The sequence below is a fragment of the Micromonospora sp. KC606 genome, assembly GCF_004348675.1.
Taxonomy (GTDB): Bacteria; Actinomycetota; Actinomycetes; order Mycobacteriales; family Micromonosporaceae; genus Micromonospora.
The window spans coordinates 25,396-50,593 of sequence record NZ_SMKN01000002.1 but is presented as its reverse complement, the minus strand read 5'-3'; the positions used below and the strand labels follow the sequence as shown (position 1 = coordinate 50,593).

Below are 25,198 nucleotides of genomic sequence, written 5' to 3'. Positions count from 1 at the left end.
CGGCGCCCGAACGCACGGGACATCAGGTCCATCGAAGCGGTCACATCACCGTACCGTCTCACGGTGCTCGGCCTGGCTTAGCCCGACGGCCCCAGAGGCGAGCCTGCTCCCGGGGGAACCGGGCGGCGGCGTAGCGATGAGCGGGTTCGACGAGGCTTTGCGGCTCCAGTCTCAGTCGAGGCTGGTGAGGCACCCGTCCCGCATGTGGACGGCGCGGTCGCAGCGCGCGGCGATGTCGGCGTCGTGGGTGGCGATGATGAGGGTGGTGCCGTGCTCGTCCCGCAGGCGAAGCAGAAGATCGACGATGTCTGTGCCGGTGTGGCTGTCGAGGCTGCCGGTAGGCTCGTCGGCCAGCAGCAGAACCGGCTGGTTGATGAGCGCGCGGGCGATGGCCACCCGCTGTTGCTGCCCGCCGGACAGCCGCGACGGCAGGGCGGCGGCCCGGTCCGCGAGCCCGACCATCGCCAGCAGCTCACGTGCGCGGGCCGCCTTGTCGAACTCGACGCGGAACGGAATCAGCGGCGCCATGACGTTGTCCAGCGCGGTGAGTGCGGGTAGCAGGTGGAACCGTTGGAACACGAACCCGATCCTCCGCCGGTACGCCGCCAGCGACCGGCCGGACAAGCCGGTCACTCGATCTCCGGCGACCTCGATGACGCCCTCGTCGCACTTCTCGATCGCGCCGATGAGATGCAGGAGCGTGGACTTGCCGGACCCGCTCGGCCCCGTCAACGCGACCGCGGTGCCGGCGTCGAGCGAAAGATCGACGTCGTTGACGGCCACCAGCGGCGCGCCGCCGGGCAGCGGGAAGCTCTTCCGCACCCCCTTCAGAAACACCAGCGGTTGCTCCATCGTGTCTTCTATCCCTCGGCGAGCAGTTGGGCGGTGGGCAGTCGGCGGAGCATGGCGACCGGCACGACCACCGATACGGCGGAGACGGCGACGCCGGTCGGCAGGGCGGCCACGGCGCACCAGACGATCGGGGTGGTGATTCCGCCGGCGAAGGCCGCCGCCGCGCCGAGGCCAGCGGCGGCGCCGAGCGTACCGCCGATGACGCCCACGGCGATGGCCTCGATGACAACCAGACGGCGCAGGACGGCGTCGGTCCAGCCGACGGCGCCGAAAAGGGCGAACTCCGCCGCGCGTTCGGAAATGTTGAGATAGAGCACGTCCGCGACGGACACGATGCCCAGCACGATGGTGACCGCTACGGCGATGTGGTCCACGGTACGGGCTTGGAGGGTGACAACCTCACCGAGCAGGGTGCCGGTGACCGCCCCGCGGAACGCGAACGTGATCGCCAGCAACATGGTCAGCGCGGCGACGCCGATCGTCAGGCTCATCGCGCCGAGCAGGGTGCGTCCCGGTGTGCGGGCGAGGTTTGCCAGGGCAAGGGTGGCCACCCGGCGCGGGGCTCGCCGGCGCACGGCGATGCCAAGCGCGGCGGGGCGGATGGTCTGACCGGGGTCCGGTCGGGCGGCCCGCCAGACTGGCCAGCCGCCGGCGAGCAGGGCAAGGGCCACCGCCGCGGGGATGGCGAGCAGTGTGTGGGTCCACGCGATGCTCAGCCCGAAGACGAACGCGAACGCGAGTGCGAAAAGGGTGCCCGCGATGCCCGCGGCGAGGCCGACGCCGGCGATCTCGGTGAACATCAGTTGGGCGAGCTGTCTTCGGTGCCATCCGAGGCAGGCGAGGACGCCCAGCTCGGTGCGTCTGGCGCGGATGGCGGCGGTGTTGGCGTTGAGCACCGCCAGCGCGCACACCGCGAGCACCAGGATGGACAGCAGCACGCTCTTGCGGTCGGCTGCGCGGACGAGCACGGCGGCGACGCCCTTCTGCACCCACGGTTCGGCCAGGGCGAGGTCGGGCCGCCCGTAGTCGCCCGCGGGGTAGTGCACCGTCACCGCGGTGGGTGACGATCCCAGCGTGATGTCGACCTGCAGGCCGGTGCGGCGTGCGATCTCCTCCGCGATCACGCGTACCCGTTCCCGGGAGACAGCATCGATGCCGACGTCGCCGGCGAGCCGCACCCGCACCACGCTGATCGGTGCGGCGGTGTTGAGCTGGTACTCGGGGTAGGCGGGCTCGGTGGAGTAGGCGCCGGGGTCGAAGATGGCCGGCAGGGCCTGCATGGTGGTGAGCATCAGCGGTGGCTGGCTCAGCAGGCCGGTGACATTCGCGTTCGGTGACAGTCGCTTGCCGCCCAGGGCCTGCCGTGACGCCTCGTCGGCGCCGCCGGCGCCCGGGTTGAAGTACGTGTCCATGGGCACCGCCGACAACGCGCTGCCCAGCGACACCTTGGCCGGGTCGAAGGTGCCCACCGCGCCCAGCGCGGCATCGGGCATGTTGACGTCTCCGGTCTTGAGCTGGTACCCGTGGGCGAGGTTGCGATGGACGGCGACGCCGTCGCGCACGCTGGTGTCGGCGAGCTCCCTCGGGACGTAGCGTGACGTACCGCCGTCGTCGGCCCCCTTGCCCCAGATTTTCAGGTCGTACGGCGCCGGCTCGGCGCGCAGCCCATCTCCGGCCTGCGTCGTGTTCGCTGGCCCGACGGTCCAGAACGTGTGCAGCCACATGGTGTTCGCCGTCGCCAGGTCGTACTCGACGCCCAGCTCTCCGGGGTTCAGCATTCGGTCGACCATGCTCCGGTAGGGCTTTTCGATTGCTATCGACCGCTGGGTGACCGGCATGCCGGACTCGCCGCCCAGGGCAGCGCGCAGGCGCTGGTCGTCCGAGGAGGTGCGGACCAGGTCCACCGAGCGCGGGTCCAGCCGCCGCACGTCGACGTCGAGGGTCGTGTCGACCCGGGGCCGGTCCGCGATCAGGATCGGCAGCATCGAGTAGGGATACGGCATCCCCTCCAGGCGATGCGACGTGGGCTGTTCCGCGGAGGTGAAGTACCGGCCCGAGGTGACTGCCCGGTCCAGGCCCGCGAGCGCCGCCTCCGAGTCCGGGTCGACCGCGGCCATCAGGAACGGCACCGTCCACACCAGGGTGACGGCCGGACGCATGGCCTTTCCCTCCCGATCCGTCGACCCCACACCGCCGACGCACGTCAATGACGACCGGGCGCGCAGATCCGTCGGTTGCAGCCAGTCGTCCTCGCCGATCGTCTCCGTCGCCGGGCAGATCTTGACCCGCTGGCCGTCGGCGTCGACCTCCTCCGGCGGCGGCAGGCCCCCGCCGCTCCTCAGTTCGCTGTTCGGCACCACGTCCAGCCGGTTGCGCGTCACGTAGAGATATGCCGGCCCGTCCGGAACCTGGCTCAGCCCCGCGTCGGTCACCCAGGTCGGCTGCACCCGCAGCACCTGGCGCTCCACGGTCGGGTCGAGCACGTCCGACAGGTCGATCGTCACGGGCACCGTCCGCATCACGTACCCGACCACCGCGACCGGCGCCGCCACGGACACGTCCCGCACTGCCTGGATCTCCCGCCACTGGTCGACGGTGATCCCGCCGCGCATCCCGGCCAGCTGACCCGACTGGACCAGGTTGCGCTGCCGCTCCAGCGGCAGCACGGCGTCCTTGGGCCGCACCAGCAGGTCGTACACGGGACGGTAGTTGGCCGCGACAGTGCCTACCGTGTCCAGACGCGAGGTCGCTGCGGCACCGGTGAGCAGCGTGAATCCCGCCACCGCGACGGCGATCATCGACAGCAGCGCCAATGACCGGCGCAGCCGGACCCGCCACTGCGACAGGGCCATCCCCAGCACTACGTCACCAATCCGTCCACGCCCGGGGTCACGGCGCCCTCCAAACATGCTGTCGCCGGCCGGACAGGTGTCCGGCCGGCGATAGTGGATCGACGGTCAGCAGCAGCCGGGGGTGCTGCTGACGTATGGCGCGTCGCAGTAGTCCGCAGTGTTGGCATAACAGCGGACCTGCGACCCGACCACCTTATTGTAGTAGTAGTAACAGTAGGGACCACCGCACCCGACGCGGATGCGCACACAGACGTTGCACGCGGATGCCGTGGCCTTCGGCAGCAGTGCGGCCAGCAGCTTGTCGCCCAGCCTACTGATGATCGCCATCCGTTTTCGCTCCTTCTTCGTGGGCCGGTGGTGTCCGACAGGGCCACGATGTCATTGGCTGCTACCGATCCACTAACGGTGCGCTAACGCTCGTTGCCCACCCGAATCATGCTGACGAGCCGGCCGATCCGCTGGCCAGGCGCGACGCCGAGGTCGGCGGCCAGGAGCTGGCACAGCTGGTCGTGCGCGGCCAGGGCGGACGCGATGTCGCCGCGCCTCATGTGCGCCTCTATGAGATGCTCCCAGGCTCGCTCCCGGTAGGGCCACTGGCGTACGAGAGGCGCCATCGCGTCAATGACGGTGTTGTGGTCGCCGAGCACGAGCTGCGCCTCCGCGAGATCCTCCATCGCTCGCCACCTCCGCTCGTCGAGTGCCGCCGCCACGACCGCCACCTCGGCGGACCCGACGTCGACGCAGGCACCGCCCCGCCACAGCCGCAGCGCCGCGGAGAGCGACGCGACGCGCTGCCGGGCCCCTTCCGGAAGGCGCACGTCGGCACCGCGCCGCGTCAACTCGTCGAAGCGCGCCAGGTCGGTCGACGTACGGTGCGCGCACAACACATAGCCCGGTAGACGGGTCTGCAACACGTTCACGGCTTCCCGGCCACCGAGCCGCACAAGGTTCTGCCGTAACGCGGAGACGTGGCCATGTAGCTTCGTCGTGGCCGTCGCCGGTGGCCGATCGTCCCAGATCACCTGGATGAGCCGGCTGACGCCGACCACCGTGCCCAGATTGAGGGCGAGCGTCGCCAGCAGCGCTCGCTTTCCCGAGCCGCCGATGGCCATGGGCTGGCCCCCGACGGTCACTTCCAGCGGCCCCAGCAACGACACCCGGAGCAACGTCTGGGTGTTCACGTTCACATCACCGCCCGCGTCGCGACAGACTCGTCGTAACCGGACGCCTGGAGACGGAACAACTCGGCATAGCGCCCTCCCGATGCCATCAGCTCGTCGTGGCTACCCTGTTCGAGAACGCGGCCGCCGGACAGCACCGCGATGCTGGTGGCGTCCCGCACGGTGTTGAGGCGGTGCGAGATCAGCAGGCTGGTGTGGGTACGGCGCAGCGCCATCAGCCGCCGGTTGATCTCATGTTCGGTGGCGACGTCGAGGCCCGACGACGGCTCGTCGAGGATCAGCACATCGGCGCCTTCGCGCAGCGCGGCCCGGGCGAGCGCCAGCCGCTGCCACTGGCCACCCGACAGCACCACACCGACCCCGGGTGCGTCCCCATCGCTGAAGGCCCGCGTCAGCATCGTGTCGTACCCGTTGGGAAGATCTCCGAGTACAGAGTCCATGTCGGCCGTGGCTGCCGCCGCACGCACCCGCGTGCGGTCGTCGAGTGCGCTGACGTCGCCGACGGCGATGTTGTCATGGGCGGAGAACTCGTAAGACATGAAGTCCTGGAACGTCGCTCCGATGCGCGCGCGCAGGGAGGCCGGGTCGACCGTGGTGATATCGACGCCGTCCCACCTGATGACACCCCGGGTCGGTGTGTAGAAACCGCACAGCAACTTGACCACTGTGGATTTCCCAGCGCCGTTGTCGCCGACCAGCGCCAGGGAGGAGCCGCGCGGCACGCGCAGCGTGAGACCCCGCAGCACCCAGTCGTGGCCGGGAGCGTACCGAAACCACACGTCGTCAAACTCCAGGCCGTGCTCCAGCGGCGGCACAGCAGGCAGCGGGGTGGACCGCGGCGCCTCGCAGGTGACCGCAGTGATGTCGACGTAGTGGCCGAACATGATGAAGGTCTCGCCGAGCGTCGCTATCTGCCGGACCAGACCCGACGCGGACATCTGCACCGCGGCCAGTGCCGCGATCACGAGCACGAGATCGCCCACAGTGCCTCGTCCGTCCGCCACCTGTGAGACGAAGACAGCCAACGCGACCAGCGACACAACGCCGGTCAACGTTGCCAGCGCGCTGTCGACCCACAGCGCGATACGGTCCTGGTGGCGCTCCTGCGTCTGGGCCGCCCGCAGCTCGCGAAGGAGCCGACCCCCGAAGAATGCGCCGAGCCCGAACAGCCGGATCTCCTTCGCGGCGCGCATGTCGAGCAAGAGCGACGCGTAGAACGTCTGCCTACGAAACATCGGCACGGTGCGTTCGAGCATCGCACCGCGCATCCGGGCCAGGCGGATCTGCGCGACGAGTGTGGGCACGGCGGCCAGCAGGACCAGCGCGCCCGCCAGCGGCGACCAGCGCACCAGCGTGACGCCGAACGCCACGACGGTGATCGTCTCCTGCCCGATCGCCAGGACCACGGTGGTGAGCTGGGTCGGCGCGTAGCGGCTCGCCTCGTGGGCGAGCCGAAGCCGATCATGGAACGAACTGTCTTCCAGCTCGGCCAGGCCGGGATGCGCCGACACCGCAGCGAACAGCTCCTGTTGCGTGCGTACCGTCACGCGGCGTTCGGCATCCCGCTGAGCATACTGGGAGAGGTGCAGGAGGACTGGCGACACAACGGCCAGGACGCCGAACCCGGCGACACCAACCCAGATCGTCGACCCGTCGTCGGCGGTGAGACCGTCGACGATCGCCCGGGTGAACCATGCGGTGGCTACCGCGGACAAGCCGCCCACCACCATCAGCACGATACTCACCACCGCGGCCAGGGGCGCGGCGCCGAAGTAGATACCGAACCCGCGCCGCAGTAACGATGCCGACCGCCTCACTGAGGGTTGATCACCTCGCTCAGCTCGTGACCCCGTGCCAGTAGCCGCCCGTCGTCGCCGAACATCAGGAACGCCGGGGTGCCCTGCACCTGGAAGGTCGTCATCATCGCGCTCGTGTCACCCTCCGTGACGAGCAGACCGGCCTTGCGCAACGTCGGGGCGAGGTCGTCGGTCTCGCCCTCGCCAGCGGTCAGGAAGCTGAGCACCCGCACACCCCCGCCACCGATCTCCTCCGCGCGGTCAGCCAACGCCTCGGCCTGAGCCGGGCAGTGCCGGCATCCAGCGGAAAAGAACCCGACAAGGACCGGGCCGCCGGCGAGGTCAGCGCTGGAGACCTGACCGTCCGGCGACACGAACTCCGGCATCGCGCCGCCAAGCGGCAGCCCGGATGCGGCCGGCGTCGTCATCTCGATGAGCTTCGCCTCCGTCTCGCGCAGCCGCCTGATGATCGCGGCACTCAACACCAGATTGACGACAACGAGTGCCGCCAGCATGGCGACTACGATGGAGAGAAGTAGCAACGTGGCTCCTTGGCTCGAGGGCTCTTTGGAATCAGTGCGCCAACACGTCGCGCCCTGCCATGCGTATGTGGTCGTGCGGGAGCTCAGCGCGCGTGCGTCGCTCCACGCAGGAGCCAGGTAAGGTCGTCGAGCCAGACCAGCGCCGCGACAACCATGCCCGCGGTGAAGACCGCCAACAGAAGCTGCGGCGGGTCCAGGCTGCCCAGCGACATCGCGGGCGCGGCGATCGCGCCCAGCAGAGCGCCGAACGAGGCGAGGGCGAGGAGCCCGCTACGCATGACGTGCCGCCAGGCGACGGGTGCGCTCGTCGCTCCGAAACAGTGGCAACCGGTCGTGGATTCCCGCCGAACGGCCCGGGCGAGCACGACGGCGAACAGGCCGAAGAGAAGGACAGCCGCCGCCAGGCCCACAGGCGCGCCACGTGGCCAGACAACCAGAGCCAGCACCACGGTCTCGGCCGCGATCGTCGCGGTCGCCACAGGACGGGACCACCGTGGGGAGATCATCTGCAGGCTGGTCACGGCGTCGGCGAACGCGCGGAAGCTCGCACGCATGCGCACCTTGCTGAATATGGATATCGCAAGAACGCCAGAAATCGTCAACATGGCCGCAGTGAAAGCAACACCCAACACTTTCCCCCATGTCCTGCGTATCGCACTAGCCATCAATGCGCCAGCGGCGAGTAGGTTCCCGGAACGTACCCTTTGCCATCCAGCGATGTCAACCGATTGATTTACCAGCGTATCGGCGAGAGAGTCACGTGGCGAAGGAGGCGCATGTCCGACACCTCACCGTCCCTGATCGCAGCAACGATCGCATCCGCGGCAGCCGTCGCCGGTGTCGTCGCGGCACGTCATCGATTTATGATCATTGATGTGATGGGCGAGAGCATGAGCCCCAGCCTCGCCCACGGCGACCGCCTGCTGGTGCGCCGCACGCAGCGGCTCCGCGTGGGCGCCATCGTCGTCGCGCACCACCAGCAGGGCGGGCGCCGGGCCGCCGTGGCCGGGTCTCCGGCGTCGACATGGCTCGTCAAGCGACTGGCGGCACTGCCGGGCGACACCGTGCCGGAGTTGGTCGCCCCCGCCGTCGGTCACTCGCGACAGGTGCCCGCTGGCATGACCGTGTTACTCGGCGACCATCCCAACAGTGTTGATTCACGCCTATGGGGATTCGTGCCATTAAGGGATATTGAGGGCGTGGCGATCACAAGACTTCGACGAAACGTTACGTAGTCGTCCACTCCAGGTGCAGGCCCTTCGGCGTGCAGCTCGGCGATGCTGAGTGATGCGGGCGTAGCGTTTGATGGTGTTGAGGCCGAGGTTGAGCCGGTGGGCGCATTCCAGCAGGCCGGCACCCTTTGTCGAGCAGGTCGTGGACCTGCTTGCACCGCTGCCGGGTGGTCACGGCTCGTTTGCCGTCCTGGGGTGGTGGCCCGGCGGTGGCCCAGCATGAGCTGTGCGCGGTGACCTCTCTTCCGACAGCCTCGGCGAGGTTGTGCCACAGATGCCAGCGGTCCGCGCCCTGCAGCGCCTCGGGTAGGGCGCGGCGGACCGCTTCGGCGTAGGCGCCGGAGGAGTCCCGACACACCACCTCGACGCCGGGATGCTCACGCAGCCACGTCTGCAGCGTTGCGGCCTTACGGTCGGGCAGCACATCGACGGGCTCACGAGTGACCGTATCCGATCGCCCTCGTCCGTCACGTCGTCGACCACCAGCGGCAGCAGCCCCGAGAACACTATCTTCGTAAGATCATTGATCTCGCACACGTGACCCCAACGACATCGGCTACCTTCGGCGGTCACCACCGATTATGAGACAGAGCCGTTAGCGAGACAGCCCCCACAGCGTTCCTCACGCCACGTTGGTGTTGTGCATGGCGCTGATCCACCAGGAGTTGTCCTTCTTGACTGCCACGATGGTGCCGCGGTTGCTGAAGGTTTCCTGCGGGGTCGAGGTGTCCTGCCTGAGGTGGACGACGGCGATGTCTGGGCGCAACGGCAATACGGCCAGCACGTTGACTCGGGTCGTCCAGTCCTTGATCGGTCCCGCTAACCGCGCGGTGTGGTAGGTGAACAGATCGTCCCATCCGTGCAGGACGGTGCCGTCGGGTACGACCAGGACCGCGTCGGCGGTGAACCGGCCGTCGAGCACGGCGGCGTCCTTGCGGTTGAAGCCGATTTCGATTTGTGCGACTAGTTGTTCCAGTTCGCGCACGTCTTGTTCGTCGGCGGGAACCTGGTAGACGGTGGGCCGTTCGGTCATCTCTGCACCACTTTTCTGCATTGGTCAGTCGGTAGGTCGGAGAGCGATGGGAATGTCAGGCCTCGGCGAGCGCGGTGAAAAGGTCCTGCTCGGATCGGGCGGCGGTCAGCGCGGGACCGTCGGCGAAGTGGAATACCGGGACGCTGCGCACGCCTGAGTGCCGTACCTGTTGGATCGCCGCGCGTGTTTCGTCGCCGCCGTCGTCGCTCCAGTGGACGCCGACCTCGGCGGCGAGTTTTTTGAGCGTGTCCCGGTCGGCGATGTTGAGTTCGTCGGTGTGGTGGGCGCGGAACAGCCGCTCGACCATCTCCTCGCCGCGCCCTTGCCGGCCGGCCAGGGCGATGAGCCGGTGCGCTTCGAGAGTGTTGGAGAAGATTGCCTTGTCGTGCCGGAACAGCAGTCCCTCCTCGGCGGCCAGAGCGGTGATCTCGGCTACGGCCTCGGTGACGTCGCCGCCGAAGGCGCGGCGGAGTACGTCGACCTTGAGTTCACCCGCGACGGTCGCGTCCGGATCGAGCTGGAAGGGACGGAAAACAACTTCGGCCTGCCCGCCCTCGGCGCGGAACCGGGCCAGCGCCCGTCGAAGGCGGGCGAAGGCGAAGTACGACCACACGCAGGGGACGTCGAAGGTGAACTTGACTTTGACGTTGATGCCGTTGCTCATGCGGCCAACGCTAGAAGCGGTGTGCCGGCGGGGGCTTCTGTCAGGTGACTGGGCCTGGGTGACCTGGTGGCCGGTTGCGAAACCGGGTTCGGGCGAACCCAGTCGATCGACAGAGGAGGTGACGCGCAGTTCCTCCTAGCGTCGTGCTCATCAGATCGCTCGGATGAGGAGACACAGGATGCTGAACGTCGCGGTCATCATCGGCAGCACCAGGGAGGGCCGGTTCGGCCCGGTGGTGGCCGACTGGTTCATCGCTCAGGCGAAGGCACATGGCGGGACGCAGATCGACGTGATCGATCTGGCCGAGGTCGACCTGCCGATGGTGCTGCCGCCGAGTGTGCCTCCCGCGCCCCAGACGTCCGACCTGGCGCGACGGCTGCACACGGCCGACGCGTTCGTCTTCGTGACGCCGGAGTACAACCGGAGTTTCCCCGCCTCGGTCAAGAACGTCATCGACTGGCACTACTCGGAATGGCAGGCCAAACCCGTGGGCTTCGTCTCCTACGGGTCGATGTCCGGCGGCCAGCACGCGATCCAGGCGCTGCGTGGGGTGTTCGCCGAGCTGCATGCGGTCACGATCAGGGACACGATCAGTTTCGCCAATCCCTGGAACCAGTTCGACGACCACGGCCGGCACCTGGACCCGGCGGGTCCCGAGCGGGCTGCCACGACGCTGATGAACCAGCTGCTGTGGTGGGGGCGTGCGCTGAAGAACGCCAGGGCCGAGCACCCGTATGGGAGCTGAGCGATGAAGGCGATCAGACAGTACCGGCTTGGCGACTCGGGTGAGCTGACCTACGAGGAGGACGTCGCCGAGCCCCGACCAGGTCCCGGCCAGGTGCGTGTCAGGGTGAGCGCCGCCGGCGTCTCCCGGCTCGACCTCGCCGTTCGCGCCGGTACCCACAGGTGGTTGCCCGGGTTGCCGACAATTCCCGGCCGGGAGGTGGCGGGCGTGGTCGAAGTCCTCGGCGCGGGGGTGCCGGCCCGATGGCTGGGCCGGCGGGTCGTCACCTGCCTGGGCCTGACCAGCGGAGGCTATGCCGAGCTTGCGGTGCGCGAGGTCGCCGCCGTGCACGAGATCGCGGACAATCTGCCGGAGGATTCCGCTGTGGCGGCCATCGTCACGGGTCGAGCCGCGGTGGGCGTCATGGACGTGGCCCGCATGGCCCCGGAGGACGTGGTGCTGGTGCTCGGCGCGGCGGGCGGCGTCGGCGGCATGCTGGTCCAGGCAGCGGCACGGAGGGGCGCGACCGTTGTCGGTGCGGCGGGCTGCCCAGCCAAGACCGCCGTCGCCCGCAGGCTGGGCGCCACGTTCACCGTGGACTACAGCCAACCCGGCTGGGCCGAACACGTCCATGCGGAACTGGACGGCAGACACGTCACCGTGGTGCTTGACGGGATCGGCGGCGACCTTGGCCGGCAGGCCGCGGATCTACTCGGTTACGGCGGCAGGATGGTCTTCTTCGGTTGGCTGAGTGGGCAGCCCGTCGAGGTGTCGGCACGCGAAGTGTACGAACGCGCGCTGAGCTGGTGCGCCGTGCCCGGCCCGGGTCCGGTGAACCGGCCGGGCAGCGTACGAAGGCTGGAGGAGCGCGCTCTCACCGCGATCGGTAACGGCCTGATCACCCCGCTCGTCCGGCGCTTTCCGCTCGGGGCCGCCGCGACCGCGCACGCCGAGCTGGAATCCCGGGCCACGGCCGGCAAGGTGGTGTTGATCCCGTAATCCGCCCGAAAGGTAGTCTCTCGGCATGCTTCATGGGCGCTCTGCTGAAATGGCCACTATCGACCGGTTACTGCGGGGCGCACGCGACGGTACGAGCGGTGCGCTCCTGCTCCGGGGTGAGGCGGGGATCGGCAAGACAGCCCTGCTCGACCACGCGGTCGCCGCCGCAGCCGACCTACACGTCGTCCGGGGAACCGGGATCGAGACGGAGCGTCAACTGCCGTTCGCGGGCCTGCACCTGCTGCTCAAGAGCGTGACCGGTCGGGTCGGCGGGCTGCCGGACAGGCAGGCACGGGCACTGGGAGGCGCGCTGGGCTTGGTGGCTCCCGTGGAGGGAGACCGCTTCCTGGTGGGTATGGGCGTGCTCACGCTGCTCGCCGACCTGGCAGAGGAGCAGCCGGTGCTGTGCGTAGTCGATGATGCGCAGTGGCTCGACCACGCCTCAGCGGAGGCGCTGCTGTTCGCCGCCCGGCGGCTGCAGGAAGAGGGTATCGTCATGCTCCTCGCCGCCCGTGACGTGTACGCCCCGGCGTTCCCGGCGCCCGGTGTGCCTGAGCTGACACTGGCCAACCTGCCGCGTGAGGCCTCGGCCCGCCTGCTCGCCAAGGAGGCGGCCGACCTGCCCGCGCACGTCCGGGAACAGATCCTCCATGAGGCCGGGGGCAATCCGCTGGCCTTGCTGGAACTTCCCGCTGCCCAGCGGGAAGGCCAACTCGCCGCGGAGCCGCACGGCGTACGTGCGGCCTCCATCTTCAGCCGCATGCAGCAAACCTTCGCCGACCGCATCGCCACGTTGCCGGCGGCGACGCAGACCCTGCTGCTGGTGGCCGCCGCAGACCACGGCGATCCGGCGAGCGTGTTCGCCGCAGCGAAGCTGCTCGGCGCGGATGTGACCGATCTGGAGCCCGCCGAGAGACAGCGGCTGCTGGGCATGTCAGGTGATGCTCTGGTGTTCCGGCATCCACTGATCAGAACCGCCGCCTACCGCGGCGCCACCGTGAGCAGGCGCCTGGCGGTACACCGGGCACTCGCCGACGTCCTGGACGGGGACCGGCGGGCCTGGCATCTGGCGGCGGCGACCACCGGACCGGACGAGTACGTGGCGGTGGAACTCGAACGCAGCGCGGAAAGCGCGCGACGTCGCGGTGGACACGCCGCGGTCGCCGCTGCCTACGAACGCGCCGCCAACCTCAGCACCGACCACCACAGCCGCGGTCGCCGCCTGGCCGCCGCGGCAAGGGCAGCCGCCGACGCGGGCCAGTTTGAACGGGCGGCCGGCCTCGCCGACGACGCCGCCGATCTGGTCGCCGACCCGCTCGTCGGAGCCGAGATGGCCAGGATCAGAGCCGGCTTGGCCGACGAGCGCGGCAGCGCGACCTCCGCGCGCCAGCTCCTCGCCGAAGCTGCCGACGCCGTGGCCGAGCAGGCACCCGACCTCGCTACCGGCCTGCTCTTCGCAGCGATCGAGACTGCCTGGAGCGCGGGAGACTTCCCGGCGGTGCCGACAGTGGCCGACCAGGCCCGGCGACTGTGCCTGCCGGACGCGGCCCGCATCGAGCAGGTAGCCGTCCACATCACCGGGCTCTCCGCACCGGAAGGCAGTGCCGCCGAGGCGTCACGGGCCGTACGCCTGTTATTCGACCGGGATCTAACCAGCGGCCCGATCGGCCTCCGGGAGAATGCGAAGATCGCCTGGTGGGAGGTGCTGCTCGGCGACTACGTCGCCGCACACCGCCGAGCCGTCGCTCTGGAGCGCGAGTGCCGGGCCCAAGGCGCGATCGGCGTGTTGCCGCGCGCCCTGATGCTGCTCGCCCGCACGCAGCTCTGGCTGGGCGCGCATCGGGACGCGAGGGCCAGCGCGAGTGAGGGCGCCCGCATCGCGCAGGACATCGGCCAGAGCCGGGAGTTGGTTTTCCTCCGGGCTGTCCTCGCCCACCTCTGTGCGATCGAGGGCGACGAGCAAAACTGCAGGCAGCTGGCGACCGACATGGGGGCACACGGGTCCGCACCCAGCCAGTCGCGGGCCACGGCCATCACGGCCCTGCTCGATCTCGGCGCAGGCCGGCACGAGGCCGCGCTAGAGAAACTGCTGGCGGTGGTGGAGGGCACCAACAAGCTGGTCACCGTGCATAGCCTGCCCGACCTGGTCGAGGCAGCGGTCCGGGTGGGCCGGCCCGAGCTCGGCTGGGAAGCCGCCCGCCAGTACAGCGACTGGGCCGATCACAGTGCACATCCGTGGGCCCGGGCGGTCGCCGCTCGCTGCGAGGCGTTGCTCGGCGGTGACGAGGAGACCTGGACGCGCGCCGTCCCACTGCACCACCACGACGCGGACTCGCCGTTCGAACGAGCCCGCACGCAACTACTGCACGGCGAGTGGTTACGCAGACAGCATCGACGAATCGAAGCCAGAACCATGCTGAGATCCGCTTTGCAGATTTTTGAACGGCTGGGTGCGAAGCTCTGGGCCGACCGCTCGAGCGCTGAGCTGCGCGCCACGGGAGAGAACCGGTCCTTCCGCACCGAGGGCGCCGACGCGCTGGGTCGTCTGACCTCTCAGGAACGGCAGGTGGTACAGCTGGCCGCCAAGGGCCACAGCAACAGGGACATCGGCACTCAGCTCTTTCTCAGCCCGCGTACCGTCGGCTACCACCTCTACAACGCCTACCCCAAACTCGGCGTTTCCTCGCGCGGCGAACTGTCGGCGCTGATGCCGACCGCAGCTCCTCGTACTGAGAGCTGATCTCGGCAAGCCAGCGCCAGTAACCCACGCTCACCGGGATCCGTACGTTGGCCGGATGTTCGGGCTTCCTTGGGGCCGGGTGGCTGTGCGGGACATCCTACTGTGGTTGATCTTGGTGGTGGTCGTCGCTGCCGAGGCGTGGCAACAGTGGGATCAGGTCACGGTAGGAGCCACGGGTCCGGCCTGGTGGTGTTCGTCGGTCGCAGGCTAGGCGACGCCGTCCAACGTCGACTCGAACGGCAGTGACCAGCGGTTCGAGCCACGATGCGGGCGGACGCTACTCTGCCGGCATGTTGCCCCGCCTGGACGCGCTCCCGCTGATCGGGCGCGACCGCGAACTGGTGGCGGTGACCCGGGCGGTACGCGGCGCGGACCATGCCGGTGCCCTGATCGCCGGGCCGCCGGGCGTGGGCAAGACCCGGCTGGCCGAGGAGGTGGCCTCCGGCGCCGAGGCGGCCGGCCACCGGATGCTCGTGGCCCGGCCGGCCGCGGCCAGCTCCCGCCTGCCGCTGAGCGGGCTCGCCGGTCTGCTGCCGGCACCGAGCGGCGCCCAACCCCCGGACGGGGCGGTACGGGCTGGCCTGGTCGAGCGTGGGCTGCACGTGCTGCGCGGGCTCACACAGGGGCCGCGTACGGTGCTTCTGGTCGACGACCTGCACGAGCTCGATGAGATCTCCGCGATCGTCATCCACCAGCTCGTGGCCGAGCGTGCGGTCACGCTGCTGGCCACCGTGCGCGCGGAAGCGGCCGTGCCCGGCCCGGTGACCGCGCTGTGGAAAGACCGCGGTGTGCTGCGGGTGGACCTGGACGCGCTGACCCCAGCGGAGACCGACGCGCTGATCGGCGCCGCGTTGGGCGGGCCCGTCGAGGGCCGCACGCTGCGCCAGCTCCGTGAGGCCACCGGAGGCAACCCGCTCTTTCTGCGCGAGTTGTTGATCTCGGCCTCGGACAGCGGCGGTCTGGGCCGGGTGGACGGGGTCTGGCGGCTGACCGCGCCGCTGAGCCGGGCGCCTCGGCTGGTCGAGTTGCTCCGCGACCGGCTCGCCGTACGGGATCCGGCCGAGCGGGACGCCTTGGAGACCCTCGCGCTCGGTGAGCCGCTGCCGCTACCGGTCGCGGCCGAGTTGGCCGGTGAGTCCACGCTGGAGGAGCTGGAGCGCCGTGGGCTCGTCACGGTCGGCACCACCGGGCGTCGCCGCGCGGCCCGGCTCAGCCATCCCCTGTACGGCGAGTTGCTGCGCGCCGATCTGCCGGAGCTGGCGCGGCTGCGGCACAGCCGGCGGTTGGCCGACGCCCTCGACGGCACGGGCGCGCGGCGCAGCGAGGACGTCATGCGGACCGCGATCTGGCGCCTCGACGGGGGTGGCACGGTCCACCCGCAGCGGATGCTCCAGGCCGCCGACCAGGCCGCGCTGATTCGGGAGTACGCGTTGGCCGAGCGGCTGGCCCGGCACGCCTACGACAGCGGAGCTGGCATCGCGGCGGGGCTGACCGAGGTACGCGCGATGCTGTGCCTCGGGCACATCGACGAGGCGCTGGAGCGGTGCGCCGACCTGGCCGGCAAGGCCACGAACGACACCGAGCGGGTGGAAGTGGCCGTCCAGCACGCCGCCGCGCTCGCCCACCACGCCGACGACCTGGCGGCCGCGCGGGCGGTCATCGACGCGGCCGCGGCGGATGTGCCGGCATCGGCTGGACAGCTCGAGGTTTCGCGTCTCTATCTGCGCTCGTACGGGCTGGACTGCTCCAGCGTCGGCGCGGCGCTGGCCCTGTTCGAGGCGGCAACGCCGGATTCGGCGCGACAGGAGGCGGAAGTCGTCGAGACGCGGGTGGCGGCGGCCAGCGCGGCCGGCGCGGCGCTGATGCTCGCCGGCCGGTACGCCGAGGCGGCCGACGTCATCGGGCGAGCGGTGCCGCTGGCCGCCCGGCACACCGGCTCGGGCCGGGTGCACGCCGACAGCATGCGGCCGGCCGGCGGCTGGATGCGGTGCGTGCTCGGTGACCCGGCCGGCGGATTCGCCCAGATCCAGGCGTGCTACGAGGCGAGCCTGCATCCGCCGGACCGGACCGCGCAGGCACTGGGCGCCTTCGCGCTCGGCATGGTGGGCCTGATGCTGGGACGACCGGCGACCGCGCTGCGCTGGGCCAAGGAGTCCTTCGTCGTCGCCGAGGGACCGCAGCGGCCGGTCCGTCGATGGGCGGCCGCGGTCCGCGTCCAGGCCGCCGCCCAGCGCGGCGACGAGCACGAGCTGGCCGCGGCCACCGCCGATCTGGACCGCTGCCGCGGCGGGCCGCACAGCAACCTGCTGTTCGAGATGGAGGTGGCCCGCGCCCGGGCGTGGCAGGCCAGCGTCCAGGCCGACGCGGTGGCCGTGCGTACTGTGCTCGGCGACGAGATCGCCCGCCACGGCGCGGGCGGCGCGCTCGGCGCCGCCACTCTCGGCGCCCTGGACCTGGTCCGGCTGGGCGAAGCCGACCTCGCCGCGCGGCTGCTGGCCGGGTACCCGCCACCGGCCGGGTGGAGCCTGGGCGAGCTGGTCGTCCGGTACGCCGCGGCCGCCGCGGCGGCCGATCCGGAAGCGTTGCTCGGGGTCGCCCAGCGATTCGCCGGTTACGGCATGACCCTGCACGCCGCGGAGGCGGCGACCCTGGCGGCCGCGGCGTGGCGACGGGCCGGCGAGCCGCGGGCGGCGGCCCGGGCCCGCCTGATCGCCGAACTGCGGCTGGCCGCCGGCGAACCGGCGGCCACGCCCGCGCTGGCCACGGCCGGCCCGCTGCTGGGGTTGACCGACCGGGAACGGGAGGTCGTGCTGGCCGCCGTGCGGGGCGAGCCCACCCGAGCCATCGCCGGCCGCCTGCACGTGGCCGAACGGACCGTGGAGAACCACCTGCACCGCGCGTACGGGAAGCTCGGCGTGTCCGGGCGGGCCGAGCTGCGGCAGGCCCTCGGCTGAGTACCCGCCCACCGCGATCTGAGTGCCCCGGGACTCATGCCACCGGCGCGGTCCTGTGCTGGAGTAGCCCGGTCCGGGGCGCGGCGCGCACGTCGCCGTCGCCCACCCGTGTCGTACGGTCGAAGGTTGCTCGCTGATGCGTGTCCCCCTCCTGCTGCGTCGCCTGCTCGTTGCCTCGGGCGCGGCTGTTCTGTTCGCCGGTGCCCTGGTCGGGGGCGCGGCGTCCGCCGCGCAGGCCGACTCACCCGAGATCACGATGTCCGAACAGTGCGGCGTCGCGGTGTTCAGCTGGGACACCGGCACGATCGGCGGCGACGAGACCTGGGCGACGACCGTGCTGCGCAACGGCGTGGCGATCGACCGGTTCGAGATGCGCGAGCGCGGCAACCGCCGGTACGGCGCGACCGACCGGGACACCTTCGTGATCCAGCGAACCGGGCTGCCGGACCGGAATCTGGTGTTCCGCGCGCCGGACGGGTGCGCGGACGCGCCCCGGCTGACGGTCACCGCCGACGCCCACTGCCACGTGCTCGAGCTGCACCTGGCGAACGAGGGAACCACCCCGATCACCGGGTTGCGGCTATTCTCCCCGACGCACCCGACCCCGGAAGAGCTGGGGCCGCTGGCTCCGGGTCGGGTGACGCTCGTACGCCGGCTCGCCGACGGCGACAACTACCTGCTGGCCAGCGGGGAACCGGGGCCGGAGCAGGTGACCTGGATGGTGGGCACCTACCGGCAACCCGCGGGCTGCGGCCCGGAGGCGGTCGCGGTGCGGATCGCCGACGCCTGTGCCGGCGTCCAGATCGACCTGATCAACCGCGCCGAGGGCGCCGTCCGGATCAGCGTCCTGGTCGACGGCGCCGCCACCACACACCGGTGGGTCTCCGCCGGTGCCCGCGACACGTTCACCGAGCCGGCCGCCGTCGGCGCCGTCGTGGTGGTCCGAAACGCGGAACTCGGGCTGGACCTCGCCCGGCACACCGTCGCAGCGAGGGTCTGCGGGTCACCGACGCCGGGCGGCCCCACCGACCCGAGCACCGCCCCCAGCGACCCGGCCGGCGACCCTGGTGCCGGTGGTGGCCTGCCGGTCACAGGAGCGCCGGCCATCGCGCTGCTCGCGGCCGGGGGCGCCCTGCTCGCCGCCGGTACCGCGGTCCTGCTGCTCGCCCGGCGCCGCCGGATCCGGTTCTCCGAGCCGAGCTGAGAGCGCGGCGAGCAGACGATGACGCGCGAACTTCCCGGATATGCCGTGACGGCAACGGCGTACGTGACCGCCTGGCTCCAGTCCGGACGGACGCTGCCCGATCCGCGGCTGGCCGAAAACGTCCGGCAGCTGTACGAGTTGGTCCGGCACGAACTGGACGACGACGACGCCCTCGGCGCCGCGTACCTGGCGCAGAGCCCTCGCAGCGGCAAGGCGCGCCGCACGTTCGCCCGCGATGTCGAACAGGCGGCACGGGAGGAGCGTGACTTCGTCGACGCGCTGCGCCTCGCGGTCGACCGGCTCGGCGCGGCCGGCGGGCTGGAGCTGCTGTTGTCGCACGGCGGGGTGGCAGTCGTACACGGAATCGTCGAGGGCGACCGGCGGGGTCCCGAAGCGTTCGGGCCCGGCCTGGCGGCGGCCTTGGGCGCCGCCGCGCCGAACCTGATGCTCGGCGCCGCCGGCCAGGCCGCCGCCGCCCGGGAGGCGGCCACCCGCCCCGCTACGACGCCGTCGCGGGTGCTGTTCCTGACGCTGTGCTGGATGTCCGTCATCAGCTTCATGGCGGCGTGGGTCGCCGGTGCCCTCCGCGTGATGCCGCTCGCCTACGCCGCGGGCGTCGTCTTCCTCGTCGTCGCCACACCGACCACAGTGCTCTACCGGCTGCGGCGCCGGTAGACGGGCTTGCGACAAGGAGACCGGGTGTACCGAATCGGCCGGCGGCTGCTGAGCGCCGGTGTGCTGGTGATGCTGGCGGGCGTTGTCGCGGTGAGTCCAGCCGTCCCGGCGCACGCGGTGCCGTCGATGACGTTCGTCACCGCCACGAGCGCGGTCAACAGCAACCTGGGCAAGACGCAGCTGGTGCACTGCCCGCCGGGGCGGCGGATCCTCGGCGGCGGCGCGTACGTCGGCGGCGGCGGCCGGGAAGTCATCGTGGACACCATGAAACCGGTGAGCACCCCCACCGGGGACTACTTCCACGTGAACGCCTCGGTGACGACCCGCCCCGACCGCACCGGTTTCGGCGGTGACTGGTTCGTGGTCGCCTACGGAATCTGCGGCTCCGCCCCCGCCGGCCTGGAGTACGTGTCCGCCTCCACCGCACGGAGTCTGACCAGCAGCCGCGGCGTCACCGTGTCCTGCCCGGCCGGCAAGCGGGTGATCGGCGCCGGTGGCCAGATCCATCCGGCGTTCGGGTTCGTGGTGCTCGATGACATCGTTCCATCCGCGTCGCTCACCAGCGTCCGGGTGGCGGCGTTCGAGGCCGAGACGACGTGGCCGATCCCGTGGGGCGTCGAAGCCTTCGCGGTGTGCGCCGACCCGATCCCCGGGCTCACCCTGGTGTCGGCCGCCTCGCCCGGCGACTCGCTGGACAAGACGGTCGGCGTCACGTGCCCGACCGGTACGAGGGTGCACGGACTGGGGGCGAGCCTGACCGCGCCCGTAGGCGAGGCCGCGATGATCGCCCTGTATCCGGCGCAGCCGCTGGACCACGTCCGGCTCGAGGCCCGCGAGGACCTGAGCCGTTACGACGGCAACTGGACCGCCCGCGTCCACGCCATCTGCGCGACGTAGTCCGGCCGCGAGGCCCCGCCGCGACACGGACGGAGTGCCATGCCTGATCCGCGGCGCCGAGGGTGGCGGGCGGCGCACCACCGCTCGTGGATGAGCGTCGCGTTGGTGTGGATCTCGTAGCGCACTCGCCCAGCCCGCCGTAGCTCCTCGAGCAACTCACGGTGCGCGCGTGAACCGGTACGACGCCGGGCCGGTCATGGCCGACTTGAAAGACTTCCAACGCGCCACCGTCGCGCATGTCATCGACCGGTACTTCGGCACCGATCCGACCCGCCCGTTCCTGGCGGACCTCGCGGCCCGGCTCGACAACCGGTTCCGGGTGCTCACCGCCACCCTGCGTGCTGCCCCGACACGACAGCGCACGCTGCGCGCGGCCATCGACTGGAGCTGGGGCCTACTCAGCGAGGCGGAGCAGATCGTGCTGCGCCGCCTGGCCGCATGCGCCGACGGCTGCACGCTGGAGGCCGCCGAGGCGGTGTGCGCTGGCGGGCGGGTGCGCCGTGACGAGGTCCTCGACCTGCTCGGACAGCTGGTCGACCGGTCACTGGTGAACCTGCAGGATGGCCGGTACCGGCTGCTGGAGTCGGTCGCCGCCTACTGCGTTGAACGGCTGGCCAAGGCTGACGGCGAAGACGACCGGCGCACGCGGGAACGTCACCTCGCCTACTACGTCGATTTCGCCGAACACGCCGATTCCAGACTTCGGTGCCGCGAACAGAGGCTGTGGTTGGGACGCCTGGAGGCTGAGGCCGCGAACATCCGCTCCGCCCTCGCGTACGCCGTCCGCCGCGAGGTCGCCGACACGGCGCTGCGGCTGGTCAACGCACTCGCCTGGTTCTGGTTCCTACGTGCGGCGATCCGGCGGCGGCCCTCGATTTTGCCGACCGGGCGCACGCCGACTTCGCCGCGCTGGGGGACCGCTGGGGCGCCGCCGCGGCGCTGTCGGTCCGCGCTGAAGTCTTCCTTCACCAGGGCAAGCTGAGACAGGCGCGCGCGGACGCCCGGCAAGCGAGGGCGCTCTTCCAGGAACTCGGCGATGGATGGGGCCAGTTGCAGGCCGCATACACCCTGGGGGACCTGGCCGAAATGACCGGCGATTACGGTGCGGCCGAACACATGCGCCAGGAAGGCCATCGGCTCGCCCATGACTTCGAGCTCTGGAACGATGCGTCCAAGATGCTGGCGCGGCTCGGCCGCAGCGCGTTGCTCACCGGCGACCTCGACCGCGCCGAGGACCTCCACGAACGTGCCAGGCGGCTGGCCGCGGCGCACGCCTACCAGCGTGGTGAGGAATTCGCCGAGGTCGGCCTGGGCCTGGTGGCCCGGCGCCAAGGCAGGCTGGACGACGCCGAGAACCACCTCCGTGCCTGGCTCGACTGGTGCCGCCGTGGGGAAGGCGATCACGGAGTTGCGTTCATCCTGGCCGAGCTCGGCTTCATCGCCGAACAGCGCGGGGACGCCGACACCGCCTGGAAACTCCACCGGGAAGGGCTCGCGTACGCCCGCCGCACCGGCGACCCGCGCGCGCTCGCCCTCGCCTGCGAGGGCCTCGCCGGAGCCAAGGCCCTCGCGGGCGCCCACGCACAGGCCGCTCGAATGCTCGGCGTGGCCGCCGCGGCCCGCGACACGGTCCGCACGCCGCTCCCCGCCGCCGAACGCGGCGACGTCGACCGGATCACCGCCATCGTCCGTTTCCCGAAGCCGATCAGCACCACACCCGTCACACGGTCCAGCAGGCGCCGGACGCCGGCGAGCGGGACGATCAACCGCTCCCGACCGATGCAGAGCCGCTCCCACCGGGTGAACCGGATGTCGACAGCGTCGCCGGCAACCGTGATTGATCCCATCAGTCGCTCCCCTTCATCGCAGCCGGACCCTCTGCGGCCTCCGGGGCCTCCTGTGTGGTGCTAACGGTTCCGGCTGCCCCACCGGCAGCAAGACGGTCGCCAACAGCCGGGCTGTCCTCCCGTTTCCCGGCTCACTGCTCAGCAGTGGACCGATCAGCGCGCTGAGATCGGCGGCGAACCTCGCCAGCTCCGCATCGGTCAGATGCATGACGAGCTGGTGGTACCCGACGCCGTCGGCGGCGAAGTCGATCGTCTCGCGGCTGAGGTAGCGGGTGAACTCGGACAGCAGGCTCGACACGAACGCCGTGAAGTAACGCTCATGATTCTTCGGCGTGGCGGCGGCGAGGGCTGCGGCATCGAGCGCGGCACCGGAGTCGGGCAGCGCGTAGACCCGCTCGACCGCGCCCCGCACCTTGTGCTCCTCGACCACGTCGAGCAGCCCACCCTGGACCAGCGTCGCGAGCTGCCGGTACAAGGGTCCGGCAAGGCCACCGGCCGAGTCTCGATCGCGGGCCTGGCCTGCTACCAACCCGCCCGCGTCCGAACGTGTTGATCTTTCCGGCGATCTCCCTTTCTGCTGCGATGTCGACCGGGCCGGATTCGCCACCGCCAGGAACGGCCAGTTGTCGGACCTGCGTGTAATGCTCGGCCCGTGGTCGTCGTTTTCGATGCTGAGCTGTGGATATGGGATGCCCGGCGTGCCGACAGTTGGACCTTCGTCAGCCTGCCGGTCGAGGCCTCCGACGAGATCCGTGATGTGGCTGGCGGACCGCGTCGCGGCTTCGGTGCGCTGCGGGTGCGGGCCACGGTTGGCGACAGCACGTGGACGACTTCGGTCTTCCCGGACAGCGCACGTGGCTGTTATGTCTTGCCGGTCAAGCGCGCCGTCCGCCAGGCAGAAGCCCTCGACGCGGGTGACATCGTGGCCGTGCGCGTCGAACTCCTCCACTCGTGACAACGGCGAGCGCCCGGCGTCAGCTCATGCGTTCGGCCAAGCTGGTCTGGCCCGACATGACAGGCGATCCCATCGCACTCGACGCGGCACCCAGCGGTCAACACCAGGTCAAAATCGGGCATGTACGGCATGGCGCAGCGCTTCTGTGTCACCGCCTCCAACAGGCGCCGCATCGCATCCCATCGTCGACTTGGGCCGTAAGCCTGATAAGGGTGATAGATCATGTCTGGCCGCTGAGTGGGCTCGCTGCTTGCACTCTCATCGGAGCCACGTCCGGACATCCATCGGACCGTCAGCGGTCACGATCCGTAACGCTCGGATCGCGGCTACCTATTGACTGGTGGTACGACCGCAGCCCGGCCAGATCCGGATGGCCTACCGGGTCAGCGCAGTACCTACCACCGAGGCACCCCGTGCGGAGCACATGGTCGCCGCATAGCCTGCAGCAATGACTGTTGGGCCGGCTCGGTTTGGTGGACGCAGCGACGTCATCCTGGCGGTGGTCCTGGACTGCGCTGACCTGGATCGCTCGGGGACCTTCTGGTGCGAGGCGCTCGGATACGTGGCTGAACCGCTCTCGCCAGGGCGCTACCGGCGGCTGCTACCCGCCGACGGGAACGGCGTTGAGCTGCTGTTGCAGCGAGTTCCCGAACCAAAGGCGCACAAGAACAGGATGCACCTGGATCTGCGCGTACCCGATCTTGAGGCGGAGGTGGCCAGACTGGTGTCCCTGGGGGCGCGGTGCATCACGGATAGTCTCATCGAAGAAGACGGCTGGGCCTGGCACGTCCTCGCCGACCACGACGGCAACGAATTCTGTGTGCTGCGGCCACCCACGACACCCACCGACCACTGATCCGCACCGCGGGCTGGGTTTCACCGCAAACACCCGCCTCCACCCCGGCATGGCCGTACGTCGGACACCGTTGCAAGCCCGCCCGCTTGTTTCAGAAGCGATGGATTGGATGTGCTGCTCGCCGGGGCTACGTGGGTGACGTCGGCGGGGGCGAGGACGAATAGTCCGGGTTCGGTTTCGGCCAGGATCTGGCGGCCGACGAGGCGTTTGAGTTTGGCCCGTAGACCTTCGGTGTCGCGGGCGATGGTGCCGGTGCCAAGGGCGTGGCAGATGTCCTTGGCTCGCATTGTTGGTGGCGGTGTGGAACACGGCGAGGATCTGCTGGTAGGGGGCTGGCGATGGTCGCGTCGGCGGGTGCCGGCGGCGGGTTGGTGTGGGCGTTGAGGTTGAGCAGCGTCTCGCGGGTGATGGCGAATCGATTCGGGCGGCCAATCACGTACCGGCCGCGACGACCGGCAAGGACGCGGCGAAGAAGGTTCCCGGTCGTAAACGGGGCCTGGCCGTGGACGCCCTCGGGTTGATCATCGCCGTGGTGGTCACCGCCGCGTCGGTCACCGACAACGTGATCGGCGTGAACCTGCTGGACAAGGTGAAGGCGCACACCCCGACGGCGACCAAGGCGTGGGTGGACGCCGGGTCCAAAGACGACGTGCAGATCCACGGCGCCGTGCACGGGATCGACGTCGAGCAGGTCAAGCGCTCCGACACCACGACCGGGTTCGTGCCGATCGCCCGCCGGCGGGTGGTGGAGCAAACCAACGACACCCTGATGCTGCACCGTCGCCTGGTCCGCGAGTACGACAGCCGGCCCGCCTCCGCAGTATCACGCATTTGGTGGGCCTCGACGGCGAACCTGGTCCGCCGGTTGATTGGCATCACCACCAAGTCCTGGCGCGACGCATGACACGCACCGCGAGTAGACCGTCAATTCTGGAACTGCTCGCCGAACGGGAAGCCGCCACCACCATCGCGGTCGAACAGCTACGCGAGCAGATCACCGCCCTCACCGACCAGCTCACCGCAGCCGAGACCGAACTGGCCGTGCAAGAACGGCCCCACCACCGCCCACTGCTCATCGGTCAGGTCACTCGGATACGCGGCACGGTTACTCACGACGGTCCTAAGGCGACCAAGCCATGTCAGGTACGGGCCTGCAGGGATCAGCCAACTGCAAAGCGGTTATAACGTCACAGAC

The 25,198-nt window shown here is 70.3% G+C and carries 24 protein-coding genes and 2 pseudogenes; 14 read left to right on the top strand and 12 right to left on the bottom strand.

Going from position 1 to position 25,198, the window contains the following annotated elements; genetic code table 11:
• Positions 1-171: 171 nt before the first annotated feature.
• The 7 genes from E1193_RS01195 to E1193_RS01165 all read right to left on the bottom strand — a co-directional run bounded on the left by E1193_RS01195 (position 172) and on the right by E1193_RS01165 (position 7,777).
• Complete coding sequence (locus tag E1193_RS01195; protein WP_132179327.1) at positions 172-852, bottom strand: ABC transporter ATP-binding protein; 681 nt, start codon at positions 850-852, stop codon at positions 172-174.
• Positions 853-860: 8 nt separating this feature from the next.
• Positions 861-3,704 carry an ABC transporter permease gene (locus E1193_RS01190; protein WP_132179325.1) on the bottom strand — a complete coding sequence of 948 codons (2,844 nt, stop codon included), beginning with the start codon at positions 3,702-3,704 and terminating at the stop codon, positions 861-863.
• 105 nt (positions 3,705-3,809) lie between these two features.
• A complete protein-coding gene (locus tag E1193_RS01185; RefSeq protein ID WP_132179323.1) occupies positions 3,810-4,031 on the bottom strand; it encodes a hypothetical protein in 222 nt (73 codons plus the stop codon).
• An 83-nt stretch (positions 4,032-4,114) separates the two neighbouring features.
• Positions 4,115-4,885 carry a BTAD domain-containing putative transcriptional regulator gene (locus tag E1193_RS01180; RefSeq protein ID WP_132179321.1) on the bottom strand — a complete coding sequence of 257 codons (771 nt, stop codon included), beginning with the start codon at positions 4,883-4,885 and terminating at the stop codon, positions 4,115-4,117.
• Between the two features lie 2 nt (positions 4,886-4,887).
• Positions 4,888-6,615 carry an ABC transporter ATP-binding protein gene (locus tag E1193_RS01175; protein WP_243707212.1) on the bottom strand — a complete coding sequence of 576 codons (1,728 nt, stop codon included), beginning with the start codon at positions 6,613-6,615 and terminating at the stop codon, positions 4,888-4,890.
• Positions 6,616-6,698: 83 nt separating this feature from the next.
• The gene (locus E1193_RS01170) at positions 6,699-7,196 is read right to left on the bottom strand and encodes a TlpA disulfide reductase family protein (protein ID WP_132179317.1); all 498 of its coding nucleotides are present in this window, start codon (positions 7,194-7,196) and stop codon (positions 6,699-6,701) included.
• Between the two features lie 110 nt (positions 7,197-7,306).
• Complete coding sequence (locus E1193_RS01165) at positions 7,307-7,777, bottom strand: MauE/DoxX family redox-associated membrane protein (RefSeq protein ID WP_347877001.1); 471 nt, start codon at positions 7,775-7,777, stop codon at positions 7,307-7,309.
• Here E1193_RS01165 and E1193_RS31635 point away from each other — a divergent pair.
• Together E1193_RS31635 and E1193_RS01160 are read left to right on the top strand one after the other, a co-directional pair.
• The gene (locus E1193_RS31635; RefSeq protein WP_165945562.1) at positions 7,776-7,955 is read left to right on the top strand and encodes a hypothetical protein; all 180 of its coding nucleotides are present in this window, start codon (positions 7,776-7,778) and stop codon (positions 7,953-7,955) included. The two genes, E1193_RS01165 and E1193_RS31635, sit on opposite strands and share 2 nt — an antisense overlap.
• A gap of 44 nt (positions 7,956-7,999) precedes the next feature.
• Positions 8,000-8,458, top strand: coding sequence for a S26 family signal peptidase (locus E1193_RS01160; protein ID WP_132179313.1), 459 nt, complete (start codon positions 8,000-8,002; stop codon positions 8,456-8,458).
• Between the two features lie 54 nt (positions 8,459-8,512).
• Here the strand turns inward: E1193_RS01160 and E1193_RS01155 are convergent.
• The 3 genes and pseudogenes from E1193_RS01155 to E1193_RS01145 all read right to left on the bottom strand — a co-directional run.
• A pseudogene (locus E1193_RS01155) lies at positions 8,513-8,897 on the bottom strand (transposase); the annotation flags it as partial.
• A gap of 180 nt (positions 8,898-9,077) precedes the next feature.
• Positions 9,078-9,488, bottom strand: a complete 411-nt coding sequence (locus E1193_RS01150) for an SgcJ/EcaC family oxidoreductase (RefSeq protein ID WP_207922488.1) — start codon at positions 9,486-9,488, stop codon at positions 9,078-9,080.
• A 55-nt stretch (positions 9,489-9,543) separates the two neighbouring features.
• On the bottom strand, positions 9,544-10,152 hold the full coding sequence (locus tag E1193_RS01145) for a DsbA family protein (protein ID WP_132179309.1): 609 nt from the start codon (positions 10,150-10,152) through the stop codon (positions 9,544-9,546).
• 178 nt (positions 10,153-10,330) lie between these two features.
• Here E1193_RS01145 and E1193_RS01140 point away from each other — a divergent pair, with 178 nt between their 5' ends.
• From E1193_RS01140 to E1193_RS32355, 9 genes are all read left to right on the top strand, one after another.
• On the top strand, positions 10,331-10,897 hold the full coding sequence (locus tag E1193_RS01140; protein ID WP_207922487.1) for an NAD(P)H-dependent oxidoreductase: 567 nt from the start codon (positions 10,331-10,333) through the stop codon (positions 10,895-10,897).
• 3 nt (positions 10,898-10,900) lie between these two features.
• Positions 10,901-11,875: a zinc-binding dehydrogenase gene (locus E1193_RS01135; RefSeq protein ID WP_132179305.1), complete on the top strand. Its 975-nt coding sequence runs from the start codon at positions 10,901-10,903 to the stop codon at positions 11,873-11,875.
• Between the two features lie 25 nt (positions 11,876-11,900).
• A complete protein-coding gene (locus E1193_RS01130) occupies positions 11,901-14,615 on the top strand; it encodes a LuxR family transcriptional regulator (protein ID WP_132179303.1) in 2,715 nt (904 codons plus the stop codon).
• A gap of 290 nt (positions 14,616-14,905) precedes the next feature.
• Positions 14,906-17,569, top strand: coding sequence for a LuxR family transcriptional regulator (locus E1193_RS33625; protein ID WP_132179301.1), 2,664 nt, complete (start codon positions 14,906-14,908; stop codon positions 17,567-17,569).
• Positions 17,570-17,705: 136 nt separating this feature from the next.
• The gene (locus E1193_RS01120) at positions 17,706-18,773 is read left to right on the top strand and encodes an LPXTG cell wall anchor domain-containing protein (RefSeq protein ID WP_132179299.1); all 1,068 of its coding nucleotides are present in this window, start codon (positions 17,706-17,708) and stop codon (positions 18,771-18,773) included.
• Positions 18,774-18,791: 18 nt separating this feature from the next.
• Positions 18,792-19,448: a hypothetical protein gene (locus E1193_RS01115; protein ID WP_132179297.1), complete on the top strand. Its 657-nt coding sequence runs from the start codon at positions 18,792-18,794 to the stop codon at positions 19,446-19,448.
• A 24-nt stretch (positions 19,449-19,472) separates the two neighbouring features.
• Positions 19,473-20,345 (top strand): hypothetical protein, encoded by an 873-nt coding sequence (locus E1193_RS01110; protein ID WP_132179295.1) that lies wholly within the window; start codon positions 19,473-19,475, stop codon positions 20,343-20,345.
• A 169-nt stretch (positions 20,346-20,514) separates the two neighbouring features.
• The gene (locus E1193_RS32750) at positions 20,515-21,327 is read left to right on the top strand and encodes a hypothetical protein (RefSeq protein ID WP_243707204.1); all 813 of its coding nucleotides are present in this window, start codon (positions 20,515-20,517) and stop codon (positions 21,325-21,327) included.
• A 68-nt stretch (positions 21,328-21,395) separates the two neighbouring features.
• Entirely contained in the window at positions 21,396-22,256 is an 861-nt protein-coding gene (locus tag E1193_RS32355; RefSeq protein ID WP_243707203.1) for a tetratricopeptide repeat protein, read from the top strand.
• Here E1193_RS32355 and E1193_RS01095 read toward each other — a convergent pair.
• Complete coding sequence (locus tag E1193_RS01095) at positions 22,206-22,667, bottom strand: ArsR family transcriptional regulator (RefSeq protein WP_243707202.1); 462 nt, start codon at positions 22,665-22,667, stop codon at positions 22,206-22,208. The two genes, E1193_RS32355 and E1193_RS01095, sit on opposite strands and share 51 nt — an antisense overlap.
• A gap of 177 nt (positions 22,668-22,844) precedes the next feature.
• Here E1193_RS01095 and E1193_RS01090 point away from each other — a divergent pair, with 177 nt between their 5' ends.
• From E1193_RS01090 to E1193_RS01075, 3 genes and pseudogenes are all read left to right on the top strand, one after another.
• Positions 22,845-23,147 carry a DUF1905 domain-containing protein gene (locus E1193_RS01090; RefSeq protein WP_132179293.1) on the top strand — a complete coding sequence of 101 codons (303 nt, stop codon included), beginning with the start codon at positions 22,845-22,847 and terminating at the stop codon, positions 23,145-23,147.
• Between the two features lie 448 nt (positions 23,148-23,595).
• Complete coding sequence (locus E1193_RS01085) at positions 23,596-24,003, top strand: VOC family protein (protein WP_132179291.1); 408 nt, start codon at positions 23,596-23,598, stop codon at positions 24,001-24,003.
• Positions 24,004-24,415: 412 nt separating this feature from the next.
• Positions 24,416-24,907 (top strand): annotated as a pseudogene (locus tag E1193_RS01075) (transposase); the annotation flags it as partial.
• A 77-nt stretch (positions 24,908-24,984) separates the two neighbouring features.
• On the opposite strand, the gene E1193_RS33620 reads toward E1193_RS01075, so the two are convergent.
• Positions 24,985-25,116 (bottom strand): hypothetical protein, encoded by a 132-nt coding sequence (locus tag E1193_RS33620; RefSeq protein WP_279433280.1) that lies wholly within the window; start codon positions 25,114-25,116, stop codon positions 24,985-24,987.
• Positions 25,117-25,198: the final 82 nt, after the last annotated feature.